12 protein-coding genes and 1 pseudogene are annotated in these 22,340 nt (G+C 70.6%); 9 read left to right on the forward strand and 4 right to left on the reverse strand.

Going from position 1 to position 22,340, the window contains the following annotated elements:
- Nucleotides 1-92: 92 nt before the first annotated feature.
- Both AC3EO7_RS34240 and AC3EO7_RS34245 read left to right on the forward strand, forming a co-directional pair.
- A complete protein-coding gene (locus AC3EO7_RS34240; RefSeq protein WP_435593454.1) occupies nt 93-1,250 on the forward strand; it encodes a zinc-binding dehydrogenase in 1,158 nt (385 codons plus the stop codon).
- 169 nt (nt 1,251-1,419) lie between these two features.
- Nucleotides 1,420-2,055 carry an HhH-GDP family DNA glycosylase gene (locus AC3EO7_RS34245; RefSeq protein WP_431968124.1) on the forward strand — a complete coding sequence of 212 codons (636 nt, stop codon included), beginning with the start codon at nt 1,420-1,422 and terminating at the stop codon, nt 2,053-2,055.
- A 123-nt stretch (nt 2,056-2,178) separates the two neighbouring features.
- On the opposite strand, the gene AC3EO7_RS34250 is transcribed toward AC3EO7_RS34245, so the two are convergent.
- The 3 genes from AC3EO7_RS34250 to AC3EO7_RS34260 form a co-directional block, all read right to left on the reverse strand.
- Nucleotides 2,179-3,753: a dynamin family protein gene (locus tag AC3EO7_RS34250; RefSeq protein WP_431968126.1), complete on the reverse strand. Its 1,575-nt coding sequence runs from the start codon at nt 3,751-3,753 to the stop codon at nt 2,179-2,181.
- A 91-nt stretch (nt 3,754-3,844) separates the two neighbouring features.
- Complete coding sequence (locus AC3EO7_RS34255; RefSeq protein WP_435593455.1) at nt 3,845-5,707, reverse strand: dynamin family protein; 1,863 nt, start codon at nt 5,705-5,707, stop codon at nt 3,845-3,847.
- Between the two features lie 17 nt (nt 5,708-5,724).
- On the reverse strand, nt 5,725-10,512 hold the full coding sequence (locus tag AC3EO7_RS34260) for an IniB N-terminal domain-containing protein (RefSeq protein WP_435593456.1): 4,788 nt from the start codon (nt 10,510-10,512) through the stop codon (nt 5,725-5,727).
- Nucleotides 10,513-10,813: 301 nt separating this feature from the next.
- On the opposite strand from AC3EO7_RS34260, the gene AC3EO7_RS34265 reads away from it, so the two are divergent.
- The 6 genes from AC3EO7_RS34265 to AC3EO7_RS34290 all read left to right on the forward strand — a co-directional run bounded on the left by AC3EO7_RS34265 (nt 10,814) and on the right by AC3EO7_RS34290 (nt 20,238).
- Complete coding sequence (locus AC3EO7_RS34265; protein WP_435593457.1) at nt 10,814-12,625, forward strand: Hsp70 family protein; 1,812 nt, start codon at nt 10,814-10,816, stop codon at nt 12,623-12,625.
- The gene (locus AC3EO7_RS34270; RefSeq protein ID WP_435593458.1) at nt 12,618-15,170 is read left to right on the forward strand and encodes a LuxR C-terminal-related transcriptional regulator; all 2,553 of its coding nucleotides are present in this window, start codon (nt 12,618-12,620) and stop codon (nt 15,168-15,170) included. Before AC3EO7_RS34265 ends, AC3EO7_RS34270 begins: the two co-directional genes overlap by 8 nt.
- A 41-nt stretch (nt 15,171-15,211) precedes the next feature.
- On the forward strand, nt 15,212-16,321 hold the full coding sequence (locus tag AC3EO7_RS34275; protein ID WP_431968134.1) for a hypothetical protein: 1,110 nt from the start codon (nt 15,212-15,214) through the stop codon (nt 16,319-16,321).
- 165 nt (nt 16,322-16,486) lie between these two features.
- A complete protein-coding gene (locus AC3EO7_RS34280; protein ID WP_431968136.1) occupies nt 16,487-17,842 on the forward strand; it encodes a S1 family peptidase in 1,356 nt (451 codons plus the stop codon).
- A gap of 88 nt (nt 17,843-17,930) precedes the next feature.
- Nucleotides 17,931-19,238 carry a S1 family peptidase gene (locus AC3EO7_RS34285; protein WP_435593459.1) on the forward strand — a complete coding sequence of 436 codons (1,308 nt, stop codon included), beginning with the start codon at nt 17,931-17,933 and terminating at the stop codon, nt 19,236-19,238.
- A gap of 82 nt (nt 19,239-19,320) precedes the next feature.
- Nucleotides 19,321-20,238, forward strand: a complete 918-nt coding sequence (locus tag AC3EO7_RS34290) for an NRDE family protein (protein ID WP_435593460.1) — start codon at nt 19,321-19,323, stop codon at nt 20,236-20,238.
- 93 nt (nt 20,239-20,331) lie between these two features.
- Here the strand turns inward: AC3EO7_RS34290 and AC3EO7_RS34295 are convergent, their stop codons facing one another.
- The gene (locus AC3EO7_RS34295) at nt 20,332-21,138 is read right to left on the reverse strand and encodes a DUF8020 domain-containing protein (RefSeq protein WP_435593461.1); all 807 of its coding nucleotides are present in this window, start codon (nt 21,136-21,138) and stop codon (nt 20,332-20,334) included.
- 413 nt (nt 21,139-21,551) lie between these two features.
- Between AC3EO7_RS34295 and AC3EO7_RS34300 the strand changes: the two are divergent.
- A pseudogene (locus AC3EO7_RS34300) lies at nt 21,552-22,340 on the forward strand (Fe-S oxidoreductase); the annotation flags it as partial.

Here is a 22,340-nt window from a genome sequence, read left to right on the forward strand (position 1 = left end):
CTCGGACTGCGGGATACCGGCTGGTCGTTCGTGCCCGTGGGCGGGGCGGGCGGTGATAGGTTCGGCGCGGGGTGTCCGAGAGGAGTTCCGGTATGCGAGCAGCTGTCGTGACGAATACGAAGTTCCAGGTCGAGGAGTTGCCAGCGCCGCGGCCCGGGCGCGGGCAGGTCTTGCTCGACGTGGTGCGGTGCGGGATTTGCGGGTCCGATCTGCACGCTCGCACCCATGCCGACGAGATGGCCGAGCTGGCGAGCGCGACCGGGTACGACGCGTTCATGCGGGCCGAGCAGAGCGTGGTGCTCGGGCACGAATTCAGCGGGGAGATAGTCGAATACGGGCCAGGGTGCCGGAAGCGCTGGAAGCCCGGGACGAAAGTGGTCGCGCTGCCGATCATTCGGCACGACGGGCAGCCGCATCTCACCGGACTGTCGACGGCCGCCCCGGGCGGCTACGCCGAGCAGGTGGTGGTGCAGGAGTCCATGACCATGCCGGTGCCGAACGGGCTCTCGGCCGAACTCGCCGCGCTCACCGAACCGATGGCGGTGGCCTGGCACGCGGTTCGCAAAGGGCGAGTCGGCAAGGGGCGCGCAGCGTTCGTGATCGGTTGCGGGCCTATCGGTCTCGCGGTGATCAGCATGCTGAAGGCAGCGGGCGTCCGCACGGTGATCGCGAGCGATTTCTCCCCGCGCCGCCGTGAGCTGGCGGCCGCGTGCGGTGCGGACGTGGTGGTGGATCCGGCGGCCGAATCACCCTGGGAGGCAGCGCCGAAGAAAGGGATCGGCAGCGTCACGGATCTGCTCGGGCTCGGCTTCGACACCATGCAGCGACTGCGCCGAGTCCCGAATCTGCCGTGGTGGTATGTCTTTCGGCTCGCGCACACGTTCGACGCGGGACCGGCGGGGCCGGTGATCTTCGAATGCGTCGGCGTGCCGGGCATCATCGATCAGATACTCACCGCGGCTCCCCCGCTCTCGCGGGTCGTCGTGGTCGGCGTGTGCATGGAGACCGACCGCTTCCACCCGGCGATGGCGATCAACAAGGAGATCGAGCTGCGCTTCGCGCTCGGCTACGACCCCGGTGAGTTCCGCGACACGCTGCACATGATCGCCGACGGCAAGGTCGACCCGGCGCCCCTGATCACCGGCACCGTGGGGTTGGCGGGCATCGACAACGCGTTCACCGCGCTGGGCAATCCGGAGCGCCACGCCAAGATCCTCATCGATCCGTCCAGCTCCGCAATCGCGCCCTGAGCCTGTCGGCCTCGACCACCATTTCTCTCTCGACGGGAGTCGAATGGATTCGACGGAGAAGACGGTGGCTTCCCGCCCGCTCGGAGCAACCATTCTCTCCCGTGGATTTCGCCGTGCATCAACGCAGCGGGCATGGGTACGCGTTCGGTAGTCGAGCGAGGAGGGCGTGATGGGTGATCGTGAGGTCGTGCGGGCTCTGCTGGATCGCGCAGGCACGGGGTACGCCGCCGAGGCGGGTATCGAGCTCGCGGACAAACCCGCGCCGCTGTTCCAACTGCTGATGCTCGCCGAGCTCATGAGCACCCGGATCTCCGCGGACATCGCGGTGGCCGCCGCCAAAGAACTGGCCCACAGCGGGTACCGGACACCGCAGAAGGTGGCCGACGCCGACTGGCAGGACCTGGTCGACGCCCTCGGTCGCGCCCACTACAAGCGCTACGACGAAAGCACCGCTACCCGGCTCGGCGCGAACGCCGAACGCGTTCTCGAGCAATACCACGGCGACCTGCGCGAACTGGCCGCCGCAGCGGACGGCGACCCCGACCGAGCAGCCGACCTGCTCCAGGAATTCGACGGCATCGGTCCCACCGGCAGCGACATCTTCCTCCGCGAAGTCCAGGACACCTGGTCCTGGGCGCGACCCCACTTCGACGACCGCGCCCTGCGCGGCGCCCGTCGCGTCGGCCTGCCCGCCGCGCCGGACGAGCTGGCCGATCTGGCACCCCGGGACCGCGCCGCCGATCTGGCCGCCGCGCTGGTCCGCGTCACCATCGATGACAAGGTGGCCGAGGGCCTGCCGACCTGACCGGTCGTGCAGGCGGTCAGCGGCGCATGCCTTGGGCCGCCGCGTCGATGCGTCGGCTGAGGAACCGGCGCCACTTCCGGCCGCGTGCCGGACCCGCGTGATCAGGCCGGGATCGGGCGCTGGTCAGCGGCGACCCATGCGCATTTCCGGGGCCGGGGGCAGCATGCTCAGGGTTCCCTCGGCGCTGCGGGCGGCGGTCAGGCAGGCGAGGGTGGTGAGCTGGTCGGCCATCGGGTGGCGGGCGCGTTCGCGCCATTTGCGCACCGCGGCGACGGCCTGCGCTCGCTGCGCCTCCGGGCCCGCGTGCACCGGGAGGCCGAGGCGCAGGTGCGGTGCGATGCCGGAGCCGCCGATCAAGCGATGCAGTTCGGCGAGATCGGCTGGGGGCAGCGTCAATTCGTCGGTGCGCAGGCGGCCGAGCAGACGCAGTTCGGCGAAACCGTGCACGTCGGCGAGCAGGGTGCGGACCCGCGGCAACAGTTGGTCGGCTGAAGTGCCCGGATAGACGGTCAGGACCCGCGCCAGGGCGGTCAGCGCCGAATGCGCCTTGAGCTGGTCGGCGCGCTGGCCGAACTGCACGTCGAGCACCGAGCGCAGCTCGTCCACGCCGCTGCGGCTGGTCAATTCGGCGGCAAGCGTGGCGGAGTCGCGGACGCCGAGCCGAATCAGGGTGACCGCCATGCGGATACCGAACAGGCCGAAGCGCTCGGCGAGCTGGGCGCGCAGTTCCGGCGGGACGGGCAGCGGAATGTCGGGGCGCGCGAAGCGGTCCGCCGACAACATCGCTGCGGTCAGCTCGTCGACCGGAACACCCGCCAACGCCTGGAAGGCGGCGAACTCCTGCTGACGCAGCGTCGCCGCGGCGAAGGCCAGCAGTCCCGCGACGGGAATCACGGCCTGGCACAAGCCGGTTCGCTCCAGCTCGGTGGCGAAGCGAGACGCCACATCACGGGCCGAATCCAAGGCGTCGATGCGTCCCGCGCCGATCTCGTCGGCCCGCGAGACCACGCCGACCACTCCGAGCGGACCGGCCAGGCCCGAACCGCCCTGGCGCGCACCGGTTCCCGCGCCGATACGCTCGAGGAAGCGGATGTCGGTCGCGTCCAGCCTGCGCAGCAGGTAGACGACCGCGTCGGCGCCGGGGACCGAGACGTGCTCGGCGGCCGCGGCGTCCTCGTCGTCCGGCGTCAGCAGGCGGGCGGTGCGGCGCGACACCTCGCGGGACAGCGATGACGTGCCGGGAGTGTCGATGATGGTGGTGTGCGCCAGTGCGGCCGCGGGCCATTCGACCTCGAGGTGGTCGACCTCGCGGGGGCCGGGCGCGTTCCAGTTCAGCCGTTGCAGGTCGAAGGTCAGTCCGTGGGCGCCGCCGCCACGGCGCACCACCACATTCGCGGCAGCGCCGTCGGGGGCGTAGGCGGTGACGCTCGGGGTCGGGCCGTTGCGGTACCAGGTGACCACCCTGGTGCACTCGGTCGCGTCGGTGGGCGCGATGTCCTGGCCGACGAGCGAGTTCAGCAGCGTGGACTTGCCCGCTTTCAGCGAACCCGCCAGCGCGACGCGCAGCGGCTGATCCAGCCTGCGCGCGCAGTCCGCGAGCAGCGCCCTCGGCCGCGGCTCGCGCGCGAACGCCTGCCTGGCCGCGTCCACCAACCGGTGCGCCTCGACGACGATGCCGGGCGCGACCCTCGTGGTCACCGGCGCCCCGCGGCGTGCACGCCGGTTCGGGTCTCGACGGCGCACCGGAAAGAGGCGGCGCCCCTGGTCGAGCGCGAGTGGGGTGTCGTGATCACCCCGATACCGTACCGAGAGCTCTCGGCACGGTCGCGTCGATGGGCTGTTGCATGGCGTCGGCGTAGCGGCGCAGCTCCGCGACGAAGCGCAGCTGGCGTTCCAGCACCGCGCAGCGCTCGGTGCGGCGCGCGGTCTCCATGTTGGCCGCCTCCTGCGCGGCGCGCAGCGAATCCTCGATGGACCGCAGGCCGCGCTCGGCGACACCGCTGTAGTGATCGCGCAGCGCGCGATGGATGCTGTGCAGGCGGTCCTTGGACTCCTTGCCCGCTTGGAACGCGACGTCGTCGACGAAGCGGCGCACCGCGTTCTTGGCCTCGACGCGGCGGCGAGCCAAGCGGGCCTGTTTGTCGTCGCGGAATGCCTTGCCGCCCACGATGAGTCCCGCGCCGATGGAAATCGGGTTGAGCATGGCCAGCCCGGCGAAGGTGCTGGCCAGGCCCACCATGAGCACACCACCGTAGGAGCCGCGCATGCCGACGAGCAGCTTGCTGGCGAAACCGATATCCGGCTCCAGATCGGCGAGGGTGCCGCACCCGGCGAGGCTTTCCTCGGAGTTCAGCCCGCTCTTCACATCGGGCAGCTCCACCGCGCCGATGTGAGTGAAGTGTTCGCCGACGCGCTCGGCCAACTGGATCGCGCGCTTGTGGGTCCACAGCAGGTTGTCGCCGAGCGCGCTGTCGACGGTGCCGGCGAGCCATTCGGCGATCGCGTCCCAGTGCCTGCCCGGATCGTGCTCGTCGATCCACTCCTCGCCGGTCCGAGTCAAGCCGCGCAGGCGATCTCGCAGATCGTGGTCGACATCGCCTGCCAGATCGGTGATTCCGTCGGTGAGTGTCTGCTGCCAGGCGGCGGTGCGCCGATGCAGTTCTTCCGCAGCGGTTTTCGCGGCCCGGAGTTCCCGGATCGCGGCCGCGCCCTGATTCGGATCGCGCAGCGCGACGAGTTCGCTGCCCAACGCGAGCGCCAGATGTTCCGCGGCGGACTGGATATCGCGGGCGACGGCGGCACGGGTCGCGGCTTGATCGCGAGCGACCACCTGCTCGCGCAGGAACTGATACAGCACACCGAAGCCGGACTCCAGTCCGAGCTGGGCGTCCTGTAGGCGCATGGCGTGCTCGCGCAGCAGCGCCGAGACCGGGATGATCGGCACGTCCAACCCGGCGCGATGCAGGTGGCCGAGATTCGCTTCGTGGACCCGCCGCCAATGCGGGTACAGGTCGGTTTTGGTGAGCAACAGCGCGACCGTGGGGCACAGCTCGCGCACCTGACGCAGGAACACCAGCTCGGGTTCGGTGATCTCGGTGGAGGCGTCGGAAACCACGAACACCGCGTCGGCGGCCGGGACTATGCCGAGAACCGTTGTGGCGCCCGCGTTTCCGTGTCCGCCGACGCCGGGGGTGTCGACCAGGACGATGCCGTCGGCGAGCAGCGGATTCGGCAGCTGGATCTCCATCCGCAGCACCCGCCTGCCATCGGCGAGCGGGGGGCGGGCGTCGATCTCGGGAAGCTGTTCGATCGGCACCGGAATCCGGCTCTCACCGCCGCCGTACGGGTCGGTGAGCAGCAGCTCCGCGTGCGCCTGATCGCCGTGCACGAGCGTGGCGGGGACGTCGGTGGTCGCGTCGTCGCCGACCGGGCAGATATCGACGTTCAGCAGCGCGTTCACGAAACGGCTCTTGCCCTGGCCGAGTTGACCCGCGATCACGATGCGACGCCGCGGGTCGCGGACCCGGTCGGCCGCCGTCTCCAGGCGGCCGACCAGATCGGTGCGACCCGCGGCGCGCGCCGCGGCGATGGTTTCACCCAGTACCGACAGCAGCGGTACCGCGGGCGCGGAAGCGGATACGGGTGTCCCCATCGCGATATCGACCTCTCTCAGTGCAGGAACGCATCACCCGACAGGTCGGTCGACCCGCCGAGATCGACGCTCGACGCGCCCTCGGCGAACAGCGAGGTCTCGCCGGTCGCATTGGTGCCGCCGTCGAAACCGCTGCCGAATGCGCTCGAAACGTCCAGCGAGGACCAGGTGTGCGCGGTGGTCTCCGCCGTGGAACCGATGCTGCCACCCAGGTCCGTTCCGCCGCCGAGCGCACCCTGTGCTCCCGCGCCGGCCGAGTGCGTTGCGTCCGCGCCGCCGTGGAAGGAGCTGGAGGCTCCGGTGGAGAGGCCACTGCTCGCCGTGCCGCCGATGCCGGAGTCCAGACCGCCGCTCAGACCACCGCCGACGCCGGTCTCCAGACCGCTGTGCAGACCAGCACCCGCGTTAGCCGCGCCACCGATACCCGTCTCCAGACCGCTGTGCAGACCAGCACCCGCGTTAGCCGCACCGCCGACGCCGGTCTCGAGACCGCTGTGCAGACCCGCGCCCGCGTTGGCCGCGCCACCGATACCTGTCTCCAGGCCGCTGTGCAGACCAGCACCGGCGTTGGCCGCGCCACCGATTCCCGTCTCGAGACCGCTGTGCAGACCCGCTCCCGCGCCCGCCGCGCCACCGATGCCCGTCTCCAGACCGCTGTGCAGACCAGCACCCGCATTCCCCGCGGCACCGAGACCGGACTCGAGACCGCTGTGCAGACCCGCGCCCGCGTTCCCCGCCGCGCCGAGTCCGGCCGACAGGCCCGATTCCAGTCCGGCCCCGGCCTGACCAGCCGCGCCGATGGCGCCGTTGAGCCCGGCCGTGAGACCGGCGCCCGCCTGGCCGGCGGCGCCGAGGCCCGCTGACAGACCCGCTTCGATTCCGGACGCCGCCTGGCCGCCCGCGCCGAGCGCGCCGCCGAGACCGCCCGTCAGATCCGCACCCGCCGCAGCGCCGGTTTCGAGACCGCCGGAAAGGCCGGTCTCCAAACCGGTTCCGAATTCGCCGCCCGCCTCGACAGCGGCGTCCGCACCGCCGGACACACCGCCGCCGAACCCGGTCACGCCACCGACCAGACCCTGCAAGCCGCCGCCCAGTTCGGCGCCGCCCTGCGCGCCGCTGGCGAGCACGCCGCCGAGTTCACTGTTCAGCCCGCCGCCGATCTCCTGCTCCGCGCCGAGAACGCTGCCGAGCCCCGCCGACACGCTCGACTCCAGACCGGTGACCGTCTGAGCACCCGCGTTCGCCCCGCCGGAAACACCGGACCCGACGCCGGCGGACGCCTCCACCGCGCCCTGCAAGCCGCTCTCCAGCCCGGCCCCGGCGTCGATGGCCCCATCGATGCCACCGGCGAACTCACCACCGAACTCCGCACCGGCGCTCGCCGCGGTGCCGAGCCCGGCCGCCAAGCCTGCTCCGGCCGCAGCGCCCGCGTCGACCGTGCCTTCGACACCGCCCTCCAGACCGGCACCCGCTTCGAACGCACCGCCCACAGCACTTTCCAGCCCTCCGGCCAGATCGCCGCCGAAGTTCGCACCCGCGTCGACCGCACCACCGAGACCGGTCTCGAGACCAGCCGACAGACCTCCGCCCAGGTTCGCGCCCGCGTCGACCGCACCGCCGAGACCGGTCTCCAGACCAGCCGACAGACCTGCGCCGGCATCCACCGCACCACCGAAACCAGCGGACAGATCACCGCCAAGGTCCGCGCCTGCGTCGACCGCCCCACCGAGACCAGCCTCCAGACCACCGGCCAGACCGGCACCAGCCTCCGCGCCCGCATTCAGCGCACCACCGAAACCAGCGGCCAAATCGCCACCGAGATCCGCACCCGCATCGACCGCACCACCGACACCGGTCTCGAGACCAGCGGACAGATCGCCGCCAAGGTTCGCGCCCGCATCGACCGCACCACCGAGCCCAGCCGACAGACCAGCACCCGCATCCAATGCACCACCGACACCGGCGGCCAGATCACCGCCCAAATTCGCACCGCCATCAACCGCCCCGCCGAGACCAGCTTCCAGACCGGCACCAGCCTCCGTGCCCGCATTCAGCGCACCACCGAAACCAGCGGCCAAGTCGCCACCGAGGTTCGCACCCGCATCGACAGCCCCGCCGAGACCGGTCTCCAGACCAGCCGACAGACCCGCGCCCGCCTCGGTTCCAGCATCGAAAGCACCCTCGAGCCCACCGGCCACAGCACCACCCGCTCCGAGCGCACCCTCAACGCCCGCACCAAGATTCGCGCCCGCCTCGGCCCCACCGTTCAGCGCACCACCGACACCGGCAGCGAAATCACCACCGAGGTTCGCACCCATGTCGACCGCACCGCCCAGACCAGCCTCCAAGCCGCCACCGAGACCGGCCGACAGATCACCGGCGAGTTCGGTACCCGCGCCGAAGGCACCGTCGAACCCGGCACCCAGGTCCGCGCCCGCACCCAGGCCGGCATCCAGCGCACCTTCAAGACCCGCGCCCGCATCCAGCGCGCCATCGATACCCGCGGACAGATCGCCGCCCAGGTTCGCGGCCGCATCGACCGCACCGCCAACGCCCGCACCAAGATTCGCGCCCGCCTCGGCCCCACCGTTCAGCGCACCACCGACACCGGCAGCGAAATCACCACCGAGGTTCGCGCCCGCGTCGACGGCGCCGCCAAGACCCGCCTCGAGGCCACCGCCCGCCTCGGCGCCGGCGTCCAGCGCACCATCGAGACCGGCCGACAGATCACCGGCGAGTTCGGTACCCGCACCGAAGGCGTCGAACCCGGCACCCAGGTCCGCGCCCGCATCCAGGCCGGCATCCAGCGCACCGTCCAGACCCGCGCCTACACCGGTCGCGAGATCGCCGCCCGCGGAAATCGCGCCACCTACACCGGCGGACAAATCGCCACCCAGCTCGGCGCCCGCGCCGAGGCTCGCGTCCAGCGCACCAACGAAGCCACCGGCCACATCGCCGCCGAACCCCGCGCCCGCGTCCAGCGCACCGTCCAGACCCGCACCCACACCGGCGGCAAGATCGCCACCCGCGCCGATCGCAGAGTCGATTCCAGCCGACAGGTCACCACCGAACTCGGCGCCCGCACCAACCGCACCTTCCAGACCCACACCCAGGCCCGCGCCCGCGCCGAGGCCCGCATCCAGCGCACCTTCGAGACCACCGACCACATCGCCGCCGAACTCCGCACCAGCATCCAGCGCACCGCCCAGACCCGCGCCAAGACCGGCACCCGCGTCAACCACGCCACCGACACCGGCGGACAGATCGCCGCCGAGCTCGGCGCCGGCATCGATCGCGCCTTCCAGACCGCCGCCCAGACCGGCACCGACTTCGGCACCCGCACCGACCGCACCGCCGAGACCGGCCGACAGGTCGCCACCCAATTCCGCGCCCGCACCAAATGCCCCATCCAGGCCCGCACCGACTCCGGTGGCGATGTCACCGCCAAGCTCGGCGCCCGCGCCAACCGCGCCGCCCAGCCCCGCGCCCAACGCGCCTTCCAGTCCGGCACCGAGATTCGCGCCCGCGCCGAGGCCCGCGTCCAGCGCGCCACCCAGACCGCCGGCCACGTCACCGCTCAATTCGGCTCCCGCGCCGAGCGCGCCGCCCAAGCCCGCGCCCAGACCGGCACCCGCGTCGACCACGCCACCGACACCGGCGGACAGGTCGCCGCCGAGGTCAGCGCCGGCATCGATCGCGCCTTCCAGACCCGCACCGAGACCGGCACCCGCACCAACGGCACCCCCCAAACCAGCACCGAGCCCAGCCCCAACGCCCAGCGCACCATCCACAGCGCCACCGATACCGGCCGAGAGATCGCCGCCGAGGTCAGCGCCCGCGCCGATCGCGCCTTCCAGATCGGCACCGGCTTCGGCACCCGCACCAACGGCACCCCCCAAACCAGCACCGAGCCCAGCGCCGACGCCCAGCACACCGTCCAATGCCCCGCCCAGGCCGCCGGTCAAGCCGGTTGTGAGATCGCCGACACCGTCCAAAGCCCCGCCGACGGCACCGGTCAGACCCGCACCCGCGCCGAGCGCGCCCTCGAGCCCCGCACCGACCGACGTATCCAGCCCGGCGGCGATATCGGCGACGCCACCCACCGCGCCACCCACGGCACCCGTCAAACCGGCACCGGCGCCGAGCGCACCCTCCAGACCCGCGCCGACCGACGCATCCAGACCCCCGCCGACGCCCGCGGCGATGTCGGTGACCGCGCCGAGCGCGCCGCCGACACCCGCGCCCGCACCGAGGACGCCGTCGAGGCCCGCGGTCAGGCTGCCGCCGAGATCGGCCACGGCCTGCGCGCCCGCTCCTACGGTCGTGCCCAGCGCGCCACCCAGATCGGCGGAGAGGTCGGTGCCCGCGTTCACGACGGCCCCGAGGCCCGCGCCGAGCGCGCCGCCCAGGTCGAGGCCTGCGCCGAGATCGCCGTTCAGTCCGGTGTTCAGACCGAGGCCGAGGTCGATGTCGGTGTTCACGTCGGCGCCCAGGTCGACGCCTGCGTTCGCCGCCGCGCCGACCGCCGCGTTCGCGCCCGCCGAGGCGGCGGCGCCGACACCGCCTGCCGCGGCGGCTCCGGCCGAAGCCGAGGTGCCCGCCGCGACGATCGCCGACAGCTGCGAGCCGCCCGCGACCAGAGCCGACTCGGCCACCATCGGGGCGACCGCGGCGATGTCCTCCGGCGTGACCGCGGAGAGTCCCGCGGCCGCCAGCGCGCCTTCCGGGTTGGCGCAGTAACCTACCGCGGCCTCGCGGTCGCGCAGCAGGCCGAGGATGAACTCGAGAATCACGTTGGGGGTCATCGAGGATCGTCTCCTGGGATCGGCGGACCACGCGATCCGCTCTCGTTGGAATGCATTTCACGCTAGGCACGCATTGTGTTACGGGGGAACGGGGCGGACCCCTACCAATCACGGGTGCAACCCGTTAGGGGCCGGACGGCCATTAGGGGAATTACCCCGCACCTTCCCCTACCCGGTAACGGCGGCTCCCCAGCTACCGACAGATCTGACAGGTCGGCCGGATCACTCGGCTATCTCGCACCACCGAACAACCCAGCAGCGACTACCGGATCACACGGTTTTCCCCTAACGAGGTTCACCAATGACACAGCGTCTGGCGCTCGGCATCAAGGTCGGGGCGTCGAATTCGGTCGCCGTGGCGACGACGGGAGAGATCGGCGACACCCAGGCCGGGCCGGCCGCGGGTGGCACCGTCGCGAACCACCCGAGTGTGTTGCGTTTGAGCCGGGACGCCCCGCCTTCCTTCGGGAACGGCGCGCGGCGCACCGGAAGACACTCCAGTGATGCGGTGCTGGAAGGGTTTCTGGCTCGCGTCGGCGATCCGGTCGACATCCTGGCCGAAAACGGTTCCGCGCATGCGGCGGAGGACTTGGTGGCGACGGCCGTCACCTGTCTGATCGACGAAATCGCCCATGCCACAGGGCAAGAGCCCGATGCCGTGGTCGCCTGCCATCCGGCGTGGTGGTCGCGGCACACGATCGACGTGCAGCGCACCGCGTTCGACTCGGCGGGCCTGAACGATGTGACGCTCGTCCCAGAGCCGACGGCGGCGGTGCAGTGGCTGGAGGCCGCGCACGGTCCGCTCGGCGACGGCGCGCTGGTCGTCTACGACCTCGGCGCGACCGGGTGCACGGTCTCGGTGGTGCGCACCGGAACTCAGACTGCGCTCCTGGCCTCGTTGCGTTCCACCGACGTCGCCGGTTCGGAATTCGATCTGCTGACCATGCGTTACGTGCTGGCTAACGCATTGCGTGGAAATGATTTCGATCCGTTCGACCCGGTCGTGGAACGCGAATTATCGGTATTGCGAGAGCGCTGCAAAAAAGCGAAAGAAGAGCTTTCCATAAATACCGCCACGGTCGTCCCGGTCCGGCTCGACCCCGCTTCCGGTGTGGGCGACCAGATCCGTCTGGTGCGCGGCGAGCTGGAAGAACTGATCCGCGGCCCGCTGCTCACCTCCCTCGACCTCATTCGCGACACCGTGCACCGCGCGGGACTGGACGTCGGCGACATCGGCCGGGTCCTGCTGACGGGCGGCGGCGGCGCGATCCCGTTGGTCGGCGAGCTGATCTCGGGTGAGTTCGGTCTCCCGGTCGTCGCCGCGCCCGAGCCTGCCAACACCAGCGCTCGCGGGGCGGCCGCGCTGGCCGGGGATCTGATGGACAGCGCGATCGACACCGCCCCGGTCGCGGCGCTCGCCGAGGTTCCCGCGACCGCCGTCGCACCGAAGACGAAGGAACTGCCCGCCGTCGAGCGGCCGCGCCGCTCCGGCAGCGGCGCCGAGAACGAGCTGCCGAAGTCCCGGATCCGCAGGCTCACCGGCCGCCGGCGCGCCGCGATCGTCGCGGGTACGGCCGTGGTCATCGGCTTGCTCGCCACCGGCACCGTCGCGATCGGCACCGGCGCGCAGTCACCCGCGAACTCGCCTTCCCCCGAGCAGTCCGTCTCGCCGGGGCCCGCCGATGTCGCGGCGCCCGGCGGCACCGGCGCTCCGGCATCGGACGTTCCCGCGGCGGATCCCGGCACCGGCACCCCGCAACAACCGAAACCCGTAGCGCCGCAGCCTGGTTCCGCGGCGAACTCGACCCCTGGCTCGAGCACGGTCGCGGTGGTGAACAACCAGCCCGCGCCTGGGCAGCCCACCCAGGGGCAGCCCGCACCCGCCGCCACCGCTCCCGGGGAGCCCGCGCCGCAATCGGCGCCGCAACCCACACCGGGACCGAATCCTCCTGCTCCGCAACCACAACAGCCCCAGCCCCACCAACCGCAGGCACCGAGCGTCCCCACCGGAGTGCTGACCGATCCGCTCGGCGATGTGGTGGACGGAGTCGGCGGCGCGGTCGGCACGGTGCTGCGCGCGCCGGGCGAGATCCTCGGGGGCAACGGTGGCTGACACGGCGTTCGACACTCTCCCGAGCGCCCGTGACATCCTGCGCGAACTCGACAGCGCCGAGCAGGAACCCGCCGTCTACCTGATTCGCGGCCGCTCGGGCACCGGCAAGTCCACCCTGCTCTCGGTGATCCGCACGCGCCTGCGCGGACGCGGTATTCCCCTACAGGACAACGTCGCCGCGCCGGGACCGAACGCGTCGACGAACGGCCAGGTGGACAGCGCCGACCCGGACGCGCCCCGCCCGGCGCTGATCATCGACAACGCGCACACCTTGGGCGCGTCCGAACTCGAAACGCTCTGCACGGCGGTCGAATCCGGAAACTGCACCGCGGTGATCGCGGTGCAGCCGCGCCCGCACGACGCGCACCTGCGCGCCCTGGCCGAGGCGGTGGCCCGGCGCGGGCGCATCGTCGACCTCCGACCGCTCGGTGTCGCCGACATCCTGCCCTTCGCAAGGGAATTGGGGATGATGGTGCCGCGTCCTGTCGCGCAGCACATTCATCAGCAGACCGGCGGTATCCGCGGCGGCGTCGTCGCCGCGCTCTCCGCCGCCTGCTCGGCGCGCCTGGACGCCGGGATCCGCACCGTGGACGAGGCGGTGGCCGACTGGTCGCGCTCGCAGTTGGACAACCTCGAACCCGATCTGCTCGAGACCCTGGTCGTCGCGACCACCGGGACCGGGCTGGACTCCAGCGAACTCACCGAAGTGCTCGGCGTCGAATCGGCTGCCGCACAGACGCTCATCGACCGGGCCCGCGCCACCGCCTTGGTGACCGACGCCGACCTGCTGCTCGCCCCCGCCGTCGCACCGCTGCGCACCATGCTCGGCGACCGCAGGTTCGTCGCGGTGCAGCGCAGGCTGCTCTCCGCCCGCCTCGACGCGGGCCTGCTGCGCGACCACACCGCGTTGCTGCTCGCCGAATCCGGGGTCCGCGACCCGCGCCTCGCCGAATTCCTCTGCACCTCAGCCGAACACGCCGGACGTGAGGCGGTCCGCTATTACGCCGCGGCCGCCGCGGCGGGCGCCGATCCGAACGAGATAGGGCTGCGCTGGGCCGAGGCCGCCGCCCGCACCGGCGACGGCGAGACCGCCATGCGGCTGGCCGAACCCGTACTGGCCAGGGCGGGCGTCGACGGCTCCGATCTCTCCGACGCCGTGCGGATCTGCGCGGGCGTGCTGACCCGGCGCGGACTCGTCGGCCGGGCCGCACAGCTCTACGGCTGGCTCGGCGCGCACCGCGTCGGCCCGGACTGGGCGGTCGGCGCGACCGTGCTGTATCTGGCGGGCAATGTGCCCGCCGCGACCGAACTGTCCGGCGCGGCGGGCAATTGGCCGCCGACCGAGGCGGGCTCGCACGCCCGGCTGATCGCGACCGCGCTCGCCGACTCCCTCGCCGATCACGGAAGCGGAACGCCCAGCGCGGTTTCCGCGCTCATCCAGGCCGCGCACGCCGACTCCGGCGTCGACCGATTCCTGCCGTGCACGGCCGTCTCGATCGCGACCTTGCTGTGTCTGAGCACAGGTGAGCCGCGCCGCGCCGGTGACGCGCTGCGCCGGGCCACCACCAGCGGTCTACGCTGCCACCAACTTCAGGTGCTCGCCGCGTGGGCGGCCATGCTCGGCGGCGACGAACAGGCCGCGGCGAACACCGTCGCGGCCCTCGACTGGGACCAGCTCGACATCCGTGACCGGCTGCTCGCGCACGGCGTCGCGGTCGGTCTCGCGCGCCGCGGCGGCGACCACGCCGCGCTCACCCGCGCCTGGCAGGCCGCCTACCCGCTGTTCGACGACGTGGACGCCGACCTGCTCACGGTGCTGCCGATCGGCGAACTGTGGCTGGCGGGCATCCGGCTGCGCGACGAACGCCGCGTCACGCCGCTCGTCGACGCGACGCTGAGCCTGCTGCACCGCCTCGATCAGCCGCCCGCCTGGGCCAACGCCTTCCACTGGTACGGCGTGCAGGCGGCCATCGCCCACGAGAGCCCGGCGGAGCTGCTGCCGCACGCGCGCCTGCTCAAATCCGCGGCCGAGGCGGGTGACCGGCACGCGGCCGTGCTGGTGGACGCGGGCCGCACCTGGGTGCTCGTGCTGCGCGGGCAGGTCGAGGTGAAACCGGTCGAGGTGGCCGTCAACGGACTGCGCGAGATCGGCCTCACCTGGGACGCGGCCAGGCTGGCCAGCGAAGCCGCCCTGTCCGCAGCCGATTCCGCGACAGCGACAGCGCTGCTCAAGCTGGCCCGCATGGTGCGCGCCGAGTCGAAACCGCAGGAGCAGCCGGTGCCACAGTCCGCCGCCGCACCGCGCACGTCCAGCGCGCCCGATCCCGCCGGGGACGGCGCCGCGATCCTGAGCGAACGGGAAAGGGAAGTCGCCGAACTGGTGTTGCTCGGACTGACCTATCGGGAGATCGGTGCGCGGCTGTACATCTCCGCCAAGACCGTCGAGCACCATGTCGCGCGGATCCGACGTCGGATCGGTGCGCGATCCCGCTCGGAGTTATTGTCAATGCTCCGCGCCATGGGACACGGCTCATTGCTCGTGTGATCGCCCGGGGCGGGCCGATCGAAGCCGAAACGAGGAATGTGATGGCCACAGGGGTGGGCCTGCGGATCGCCGATGAGGACTGCACCGCCGCGATCGTCACCGACTCGGGCGACCTGCACTACGTCGTCCGAGAGTCGGTGCTGCACATGTCCGACGACGGCGACACCGTCCTCGGCGGCGACGCGCCGACAGACCACTCACACTCCATCACCGGTTTCGTCGGCGCGGTCGGCAACCCCGCGGGTATCTCGGTCGACGACGGCGAGGCGTATCGCGCGGAGGACCTCGTCGCCACCGCCCTGTTCTGCCTGATCAACCTGACCACCGAGCACCTCAGCGGCGCAGCGGAGTTCTACGCCACCCACCCCGGCTCCTGGCCCGCTCAGCAGGTGCAGTCGCTGCGCGAGGCGCTGGACTACCTGGGTCTGAAATCGGTTGTGCTGGTCAGCGAGGCCGATCTGCCCGCAGTCGACACCGCCGAACCCGGCAAGTCGTTCGCCTACGACGCCGCGCGGGCCGCGCTGGCCTCCGTACTCGCCACCCCCGCGGGCGCGACGCCGCCGGATCCGGGCGCGGCCGAGAACTCGACCGTGGTGACCGACATCATTCCCGCGGTGCCCGCCGAAACCCGTATGCAGGCCTACTCCGCGGCGATGCCGACCGCGACGCCGCTGCCGACCGAATTGCTCGTCGAGACGGTGGCCCCCGAAACGCCGGCGCCCGCGCCCACGCCACGGTCCGGCGACCGCCGCCGCGTCTCGGTGCTGATCGCGGTCGCGGCGCTGATCGGACTCGTACTCGGCGGCATCGGCGTCGCCGTGCTCTTCCGCGGCGAGGAGTCCCCCGCCGTTCCGTCGGTGCGCGACGCGCAGTCGGGCACCTCGAGCAGCGTCGCCCCGCCGCCGGTGGCCCCGCCGCCCGTCGCCGAGCCGCCGGTGGTGATCACCGAGACCACCGAAGCGGAGCCGACCGTCGAGCCCTCGCCGACGCCCCCTCCGACGACCGAGCCGACCACCACGCCGACCACGACGGCGCCCTCGCGTCCGACCACCGCCCGCAACACCAACCCGTGGTACCCGTACCCGTCCTACGACCCGTACGAATGGTGGAACCCGCAGTGGCAGACACCCGGTAACACACGGCCTCGCTGATTAGTAGCGAACGGAAGGGGTTTGTGCCCTAGAGTGAAGCGCTGACCGGTCCGTCCGATGTATCGCGACGACCGGTCGGTCGCTGATCGAGGACTGTGCGCCAAGAGGTTCGCCGCCGACGGCCCACGGATTTAGCTGGCACTTCCGTGCCGACGAAGGGACTTCATGCGCAAGTTGGTGGCGCGTCGCGCCGCGGTCAAGGCTGCCTCTCTCACGGCCGCGGCGACCGTTCTTCTGGCCCCCTTGTCCGGCACGGCGACAGCGGAACCCGCGCCGCCCCAGCTCGCCGCCGATACCCTGCCCGCGGAACTGGTGCAGGCGATCGCGCGCGATCTGAAGATGACGCCCACGGAATACCTCGACCGCGCGGCCCGCGCCCAGCAGCTTCGCGACTACGCCCGCGACTTCCGCTCCGAACGCCCCGATTCCTACGCGGGCGCGTGGATCGGCGCCGACGGCAAGGCCGTCGTCGCGGTGACCTCGCCGGACGCCGCCCGCATCGCCGCGGACGACGGCTACCAGACCCGCCTCGCCCCGGTCTCCGCGGACAGCCTCGAGGGCTCGCTGATGCAGCTCAACCAGTGGATCACCTCGCTACCGCGCGAGCTGTCCGCGGCGATCAACTCGGTGGCCATCGACTTCCTGAACAGCCAGCTGGTGCTCAGCGTCGCTAACACCCCCGCAGGCCACGTGCTGAACCTGCCGACCCTGATCGCCAACATCAAGGTCATCCTTTCCCCCGGCAACGGCGGCCCCGTCGAGCGCAGGCCGATGGGCGGCGACACCTACATCAGCGCGCCCAGCTCGCTGCACGACTCCTCGCTGCGCAACGTCGACGTCTGCTCCTTCGGTTTCAACAGCGTGGATTCGGCGGGCAACGCGCTCAACATCAGCGCGGGCCACTGCGACCCGAACGTGGGCAAGGCGAACCAGCAGGCCGGGGTCTACCTCCCCAACCTCAAGGATCTCCCCAACAGCCCCGAGCTGGGCAGCTTCGTCAACGCCAAGCTCGGCGGGCAGAACGCGCTGGACTACTCGGTGATCAAGCTCAACGACCGCGCCGTCCGGGCGGGCATGGACCAGCCCTCGGTGCGCGGCGCGAACGGCACCACCCTGTCGATCACCGGCACCGCCGATCCGATCACCGGCGCACCGGTGTGCAAGTCGGGCCAGTCGTCCACGTTCACTTGCGGTTTCGTGGTCGCCGACCGGGTCGAGACGCAGCTTTACACCGCCGAGGGCGAGAGCAAGACGATCCGCGGCTTCGCCAGCTCCGCCTGCACCCTCGGCGGCGACAGCGGCGGCGCGATCGTCTCCGGCACCCTGGCGCTCGGCATCACCAGCGGCTCCAACGCCGCCGACGCACCGGACTGCAGCGAGGCGAACCTCGCGCTCGCGCCGTACGGCGGCACGGCGACGCTCGGCATTCCGATCCGCGCGATCCTCGCCGACATCGACGAGTCCGCGGGCGGCGGGCTCGGCAGCGGCATCCAGGTTCGGACCCGTCCGAATGCCGGATGACCAACGCATCGCCGGATTAGTCCGAATTAGGCAAAATGGGGTCCCCGCTCGGGTGGGAATACCGGGCCGGACCCCATATAGTCTGGACATGCTCCTGCCACGTATGGGTCAACCCCGATCAGCTGCGCGACAGACAAGATTCCGGAAGTCAGTAATCGCCGCCTCGGCGGCGATCATGCTGTTCGGACCGACGGCGGCAGTGGCGAACGCGGAACCCGCCCCGGCCCTGCCCTCGGATCTCATCGCCGCGGTCACCCGTGACCTGAAGATCTCGCCCGAGGAATACCTGCGCCGCGCCGAGCTCGGCCAGCAGGTCGCGGCCTTCGCCACCTCGGCGCAGCGCCAGTACCCGGGGGTGTTCGGCGGCGCCTGGCTCGACGACGCGGGCAAGGCCATCGTCGCGGTGGCGCAGGGGCCCGGCGCGGAGGAGGCGCGCAAGGCGGCCGAATCGGCCGGATTCGAGGTGCGCAACGTCGCCAAGAGCGAAGCGGCGCTGCGCGGCGAGAAGAGCGCGTTCGATCGGTGGCTGGAGAGCCAGCCCGAGGCGGTCGCGGCCCTGGTGCGCGGCGTCGTGATCGACACGGTCAACAACAGCATCGCGGTGCGGGTGGACCAGGCGGGCCTGCCGATGCCCAGCTTCGTCGACCCGTCGCGGGTCATCGTGATGGCGCCGCCGGTGGCGGCCGAGCTGCTGCCGCAGGGCACCGCCATCGCCGAGGGCGACAACCGGGCGGCGCTGGCAGGCGGCGACGGCTACGCCTCGGTGGGCGGCGGAAGCCAGCTGCGCTGCTCGTTCGGCTTCAACGGCACCGACCGTGCCGGCAACGTTGTGAACATCTCTGCGGGCCACTGCAACCCGGACCTCGGCAACGCGTCGGCCGTGCACGAGCTGCTGCCTCAGGAGCGGCGCGGCGCTCAGCTCGGCGTGTTCCAGAAGTCGGTGCTCGGCAACCAGGACTACTCGATCATCCGGATCAACGACTCCTTCGCGGACCGCTTCTCCAACAACAGCGTGAAGGTGCCCGGCGCCGGGCCGATCGCGGTCGACGGCGTGGCCACCCCGGTGGTCGGCGCCCCGGTCTGCAAGTCGGGTTCGCGCACCGGATTCAGCTGCGGCGTCGTCAACGCCGTAGACCAGACCGTGCAGGTCGGCGATCGTGAACTGACGCAGAGCTTCTCGGCCAACATCTGCGCCCTGCCCGGCGACAGCGGCGGCCCGATCGTGACCGGCCGTCTCGCACTCGGCATCTCCAGCGCTTCGTCGGTGGCCGACTACCCGATCTGCGAGATCCCCAACCTGATCGGCGCGCTCACCGGCAACGCGCCGCAGCTGTTCGCGCAGCCGGTCAGCGTGGTCCTCTCCGACAACCCGGGGCTGCGGATCCGCACCAACTGAGCATGTTTGCCCGAAAAGGCCGTCTGCGTTCGCGCGGGCGGCCTTTTCGCTGTCTCGCACCGTTTTTCCGCTGCCCTTTCCGATGACCGCGCGGGGCCTGTCCGGCATTCTGGACCACATGTGTTTGGTGTTGATCGGTTGGCGCGCACACCCGGATTACCGGTTGATCGTGGCGGCCAACCGCGACGAGTTCTACACCCGGCCGACCGACTCCATGCGGTGGTGGCCGGAGGTGCCCGGACTGCTCGCGGGGCGCGACACGGGCGCGATCGGCAGGCGCGAGGGCGATCCTCCGGGCACCTGGCTGGGGATGAGCGTGGCGGGTGCACACAATCGCTTCGCCGCGGTGACCAACGTCCGAAATCCGGATGACCAACGCGCAGACGCGCGTTCACGCGGCGCTCTGCTGATGGATTTCCTGCGCGGCGGCGACGACAGGCAACCCTCTGGCGAATTTCCCAGCCCGGAAAAGTACGCTCGGGAGGTCGCCGCGGCGCCGGACGACTACAACGGGTACAACCTGGTGATCTCGGATCTGGCTGCGCTGTGGTGGCATTCGAACCGCAGCGCGAATCCACCGCAACCGCTCGCTCCCGGCTTCCACGGACTCTCCAACGGCACCTTCGTCACGTCGGCCGAGGCGACGCCCGGCGCCGAACTCGAGGCGCCCGAGCGGATCTGGCCCAAGGTCCAGGACGGCCTGACCGAACTGCGCAAGGTGGTGGAATCCGATCCCGGTGCGCTGGACCGGTATTACGACGTGCTCTCCGATCACACCGAGGTCCCGGACGATCAGCTGCCGCACACCGGCGTCCCGCCGGAGATGGAACGGGCGCTGTCGGCGAGATTCATCGCCCATCGGGTGCACGGCACCAGGGCGAGCACGGTCCTGCTGGTCCGCGAGAACGGCACGTTCGAGATGGCGGAGCGGTCTTACGGCGAGCTGGGAACCCGTTTGGGGGAGGTCGCTTTCCACGGCTCGCTGGAGCTGCCGAGCTGAACCGCTGGGCACTGCTGTCGGGCAGGAGACCCGCGAAACGACGGCCGGCCCGCTCCCCGAAGGGAACGGGCCGGCTGTAGGAGAAGAACCGGATCAGTTCGCGGCCTGCCCAGCCTTCGGCTTGTCGGCCCACTTGGTGGTGCCTTCCGGAGCGTTCAAGGTGTTGATCAGGTCCATACCTGCGAGAGCCAGGGCCGGACCTCCGAGCGCGATAGTGCCCAGGATGCCTCCGATGCCGGCGAAGGCGGCGATCGTCGGAATCGCCGCGATGCAGCCGACAATAGTGATGCACTCGATGAGGCCGATCGCCACGCCGACCACGCCGCCTGCAACCACACCGAGAGCGGTGCCGAGGAAGCCACCGACGGCCGTCGCGATGCCGAACTGGCTAGCGAACTCGTTCTGCGCGCGCTGGTTTTCCATCGGGGAGGCGACCGGCTTGAGGGCCAAGCTCACCGCGTCGACCTTTGTGCCTGCCTTCTTGTCCGCCGGGATGGCGTTCTGGTCCGGCGTCAGCTCGAGCACCTTGCCGTCGTTCTTGAGCTCCGGCTTCACCGGCACCGCGATGTCGGCGACCTTGAAGTCGAGCGGCAGCTCGATGACGGTGTTGCCCGCGTCGTCCTTGACCAGGTAGATGTCGTTTTCCTTGACATCATCGGACGACTTGGCCAGCTCGAAGGTCCCCCCCTTGAGCGTGGTCACGACCGTCTTGTCCACCAGCTTGACCGAGTAGTTGATGGCCTCGGCCGGTGCGGGCGCGGCAGGTTCCGCGTGAGCAGTACCCATACCCACGGTCATCGCGCCGATGACCAACGCGGCGGCCGCGGTGGTTCTGCGGAAGTTCATTCGGTTTTCCAATCCATTATCAGGAGTTGTTGTCCGCGCGCCGCGCTTCCACACGCGAGAGCTCTCATTCAACCCGAAAGACGGTCGGCCCCTTCGGATTCTCCCCGAGCGGTGCGAAGACAGGCGTGGCAAACAGAACGACGTGAGCGTAATCGAACGAGCGCCCAGAAGCGAGATCCCTAGCAGATTCCGCCGAGTAAGCCTGTCCTTACCGATTGGTGTGACTTGCTCGGTGTTTACGGTGGTTACCGGCTGATCTCACGACGGACTTCGAGAATCTATGTGAGATTGATCACAAGTAAATATCAGGTCAAGCCCCAGCAAGTGGGGGCGGACCTCAAATACCGATCGTACGATAGACACTATAAGTTACCGGCGAGTAACTTACTGGCAGTTACGATACGACCAACCGGTACGGCATGCCTGCCGCACCAGTCGCTCGTGTTGCCTCAAAGAAAGGTCGCGACATGAATGCCCTGACAGTGACGCTGGGCACATTCGGAGCGGCGCTCAGCCTCCTGTGCTGGGCGTCGTTCTTCGGCGGCGTCAGGAACATCGCTCGCACCATCATGGTCGGACAGGGCGCGCCCGATCGGTGGCGACCGTTCTTCCCGCGCTTCAAGCAGATGTTCGTGGAGTTCATCGCGCACACCCGCATGAACAAGTTCCGCACCGTCGGCTGGGCGCACTGGCTCGTGATGATCGGCTTCCTCGCCGGCTTCGTACTGTGGTTCGAGGCGTACGGACAGACGTTCGACCCCGAGTTCCACTGGCCGGTCGTCGGCGGCTGGGCTATCTACCACCTGGCGGACGAGATCCTCGGCATCGCCACCGTGGTCGGCATCGTGACGCTGATCGCCATCCGTCAGCTGAACCACCCGCGGGTGCCCGAGCGCCTTTCCCGCTTCGGCGGCTCGAAGTTCGCCCCGGCTTACGTCATCGAGACGATCGTGCTGATGGAAGGCCTCGGCATGATCTTCGTGAAGGCCGGCAAGATCGCGACCTACCACCACTCCAACGCCGCGACCGACTTCTTCACCATGCAGGTGGCCAAGCTGCTGCCCGCCAGCCCGGTCATGGTGTCGATCTTCGCGTTCATCAAGCTGATGTCCGGTATGGCGTTCCTGTACCTGGTCGGCCGCAATGTCACCTGGGGTGTGGCCTGGCACCGTTTCTCGGCCTTCCCGAACATCTATTTCAAGCGTGAGGACGATGGCGGGGTTGCGCTGGGTGCGGCCAAGCCGATGATGTCGGGC

The organism is Nocardia sp. bgisy118, assembly GCF_057708605.1.

Coding starts and splice junctions, on each gene's coding strand:
- AC3EO7_RS34240 (WP_435593454.1), top strand. CDS start 93: ATGCGAGCAGCTGTCGTGACGAATACGAAGTTCCAGGTCGAGGAGTTG.
- AC3EO7_RS34245 (WP_431968124.1), top strand. CDS start 1,420: ATGGGTGATCGTGAGGTCGTGCGGGCTCTGCTGGATCGCGCAGGCACG.
- AC3EO7_RS34255 (WP_435593455.1), bottom strand. CDS start 5,707: ATGGGGACACCCGTATCCGCTTCCGCGCCCGCGGTACCGCTGCTGTCG.
- AC3EO7_RS34260 (WP_435593456.1), bottom strand. CDS start 10,512: ATGACCCCCAACGTGATTCTCGAGTTCATCCTCGGCCTGCTGCGCGAC.
- AC3EO7_RS34265 (WP_435593457.1), top strand. CDS start 10,814: ATGACACAGCGTCTGGCGCTCGGCATCAAGGTCGGGGCGTCGAATTCG.
- AC3EO7_RS34275 (WP_431968134.1), top strand. CDS start 15,212: ATGGCCACAGGGGTGGGCCTGCGGATCGCCGATGAGGACTGCACCGCC.
- AC3EO7_RS34280 (WP_431968136.1), top strand. CDS start 16,487: ATGCGCAAGTTGGTGGCGCGTCGCGCCGCGGTCAAGGCTGCCTCTCTC.
- AC3EO7_RS34285 (WP_435593459.1), top strand. CDS start 17,931: ATGCTCCTGCCACGTATGGGTCAACCCCGATCAGCTGCGCGACAGACA.
- AC3EO7_RS34290 (WP_435593460.1), top strand. CDS start 19,321: ATGACCGCGCGGGGCCTGTCCGGCATTCTGGACCACATGTGTTTGGTG.